The following is a 2626-nucleotide window of genomic DNA, read 5'->3' as shown; positions in this document are numbered from 1 at the left end:
CGCCAGCGGATGCGCCGAGCCGGTCTCCAGCGCCGCGGCCAGGCGCAACAGCGGCGCGGTCTCGGCCGCGTCGGCGACCAGCACCGCCGTCACCTGCGGCTGGCCCAGGGTCAGGGTGCCGGTCTTGTCGACCACCAGCGCGGTCAGCGCGCGGGCGCGTTCCAGCACCTCGGCGTCGCGGATCAGGATGCCGGCGCGCGCGCCGACGCCGGTACCGACCATGATCGCGGTCGGCGTGGCCAGGCCCAGCGCGCACGGGCAAGCGATCACCAGCACCGCCACCGCGTGCACCAGCGCCTCGGCGAAGCTGCCGCCCAGCGCCCAGGTCGCGCCCAGGGTGACCGCGGCGATGGCCAGCACCGCCGGCACGAACACCGCGGCGATGCGGTCGACCAGGCGCTGGATCGGCGCACGCGAGCCTTGCGCGGCATCGACCATGCGCACAATCTGCGCCAGCAGCGTGTCCGCGCCGACCCCGGTGGCGCGTGCGCGCAGCAGGCCCAGCTGATTGACCGTCGCGGCGTGCAGGCGGCTACCCGGCGCCTTGGCCACCGGCATGGCCTCGCCGGACAGCATCGCCTCGTCCACGCTGGAATGGCCCTCGAGCACCTCGCCGTCGACCGGCACGCGCTCGCCGGCAGCGACCACGAACACGTCGCCGACCGCCAGTTCCGCCGCGTCCACCTCTACGATGTCGCCGTCGCGCTCGACCCGCGCAGTGGTCGGCGCCAGGTCGAGCAGCGCGCGCACCGCCGCGGTGGTGCGGCGCTTGGCGCGGGCCTCGAGCAGGCGCCCGAGCAGCACCAGGGTGATGACGCTGGTGCTGGCCTCGAAGTACACGTGCTGGCCGTGCAGGCCGGCCACGGTGACCACGGCGCTGTACAGATAGGCCATGCCGGTGCCCAGCGCGACCAGCACGTCCATGTTGGCGCTGCCGTTGCGCAGCGCGCGGTAGCCGGCGCGGTAAAAGCGCGCACCGATCCAGCACTGCACCGGCGTGGCGAGCAGCAACTGCAGCCAGCGCGGCAGCGGTTCGATGTGCGCGCCGCGCAGGGGGTCGCCATCCAGCATGCCGAGCATCTGCCCCCAGAACGGCAGCGTCAGCAGCACCGCCGCGGCGAACAGGCCCAGCTCGCGTCGCCAGGCGCGCCGCTCGTCGCGCTCGCGCTCGGCCAGCTGCGCCGGGTCCATGGCCTGGGCGACGCGCGCGCCGAACCCGGCGCGTTCGATCCGTGAGACCAGCTCCGCCGGCGCAACCGCACCGGACACGATCTCCACCCGCGCCTTGGCCGAGGCCAGGTTGGCGTGGCCGGCGAGCACGCCCGGGGTCTTCGCCAGCACCGCATCGATGGACGCGACGCAGGACGCGCAGTGCAGGCCGCTGAGTTCCAGGGTCACAGTCTGCGTCGGCACCGAGTAGCCGGCCTGCTGGATGCGCTGCAGCAGCGTCGGCAGATCCACCTGCTGCGGGTCGTAGTCCACCTGCACGCGCGCGCCGGCATAGCTGGCCTGCGCCGCCACGCCGGGCAGGCGCTGCAGCGCCTTTTCCACGCCCGCCGCGCAGGCGGCGCAGGTCATGCCCTGCACCGGCAGGGTCAGCGACGCGGTGGCGCGGCCCGTGCTCATCGCGACGGCTCGCCGGCGGCATCGCCGCGGATGTCGCCCAGGATCGGGCAGGCGTCCGGCGCACCGCGGCCGGGGCACTCCTCGACCAGCGCCGCCAGGGTGTCGCGCATCTCGGTCAGCTCGGCGATGCGCCGATCCAGCGCCTGCAGGCGCGCGCTGGCGCGCTGCTTGATGCCCTCCACGCCGTGCACACGATCGTCCTGCAATGCCAGCAACTCGCCGATCTCCTCCAGCGAAAAGCCCAGTTCCTTGGCGCGGCGGATGAAGCGCACCCGCTGCACCGCCGCGGCGTCGTACTCGCGGTAGCCGGAGGCGCGGCGCGGGGCGGGCGGTAGCAGGCCCTGGCGTTCGTAGTAACGCACGGTGTCGATGGCGACGTCGGCCTGGCGGGCGAGCGCGCCGATGGTGAAGCGGGTGGTGGCGGGGTCGGATCGCATGCGCACACCCTACTCCCTGGAGTCGGGTCCAGAGTCAAGCCTTGCCGCATGGCGGTCGCTTGCCGCCCACGCCGGCTTCGGTATCCTCTTGTTCCTTCTGCCGCCACGTCCTGCCTGTCCGTGCCGACCTTCGCCGTCCTGCTGCGCCTGCTGCTGTGCCTGAGCCTGCTGCTCAACGGCACCGCGGCCGCCATGGCGATGCCGGGCATGGCGACGGACGGCACCTCGAAGAACGACGCCGCGGTCGCCAGCGCGGCGCCGGTGCATGCGGCAATGCCGTGTCACGACGCGCCGCCACCGCCGCCGACGGAGCACGACGGCCACTGCCACGACCATGCCGGCAAGCACGGCAACTGCGGCGGCATGGCCGGCTGCCAATGTCCGCACGCGCAACCGCTGCCGGCCTTGCTGGCGATGCCGCTGGCGCTGCCACGCTTGCCCCGCACCCTGATTGCCGCCGCTCCCCAGGGCGCGCACGGCGCACCCGGCCTGCCGCGGCTGGAACGTCCTCCCAGCGCCTGAGCGCGCGCGGCCGCCTGTTGGGCGGCCTCCTGGCGGCAGCC

General features: G+C 74.1%; 3 protein-coding genes. 1 reads left to right on the top strand and 2 read right to left on the bottom strand.

All coding sequences use genetic code 11. The features are described 5' to 3' along the window. The coding region (locus D180_RS20985; RefSeq protein ID WP_017914312.1) for a heavy metal translocating P-type ATPase at positions 1-1626 on the bottom strand (1626 nt) is incomplete at its 3' end. Next, positions 1623-2063 carry a heavy metal-responsive transcriptional regulator gene (locus tag D180_RS20980; protein WP_017914311.1) on the bottom strand — a complete coding sequence of 147 codons (441 nt, stop codon included), beginning with the start codon at positions 2061-2063 and terminating at the stop codon, positions 1623-1625. The genes D180_RS20985 and D180_RS20980, both read right to left, overlap by 4 nt. Before the next feature lie 120 nt (positions 2064-2183). On the opposite strand from D180_RS20980, the gene D180_RS20975 reads away from it, so the two are divergent. Next, positions 2184-2585: a CopL family metal-binding regulatory protein gene (locus D180_RS20975; RefSeq protein ID WP_017914310.1), complete on the top strand. Its 402-nt coding sequence runs from the start codon at positions 2184-2186 to the stop codon at positions 2583-2585. Positions 2586-2626: the final 41 nt, after the last annotated feature.

This window comes from Xanthomonas sp. SHU 166 (genome assembly GCF_000364685.1).
Taxonomy (GTDB): Bacteria; Pseudomonadota; Gammaproteobacteria; order Xanthomonadales; family Xanthomonadaceae; genus Xanthomonas_A; species Xanthomonas_A sontii.
This window is presented reverse-complemented; position numbering and strand designations above follow the sequence as displayed.

Coding starts and splice junctions, on each gene's coding strand:
- D180_RS20980 (WP_017914311.1), bottom strand. CDS start 2,063: ATGCGATCCGACCCCGCCACCACCCGCTTCACCATCGGCGCGCTCGCC.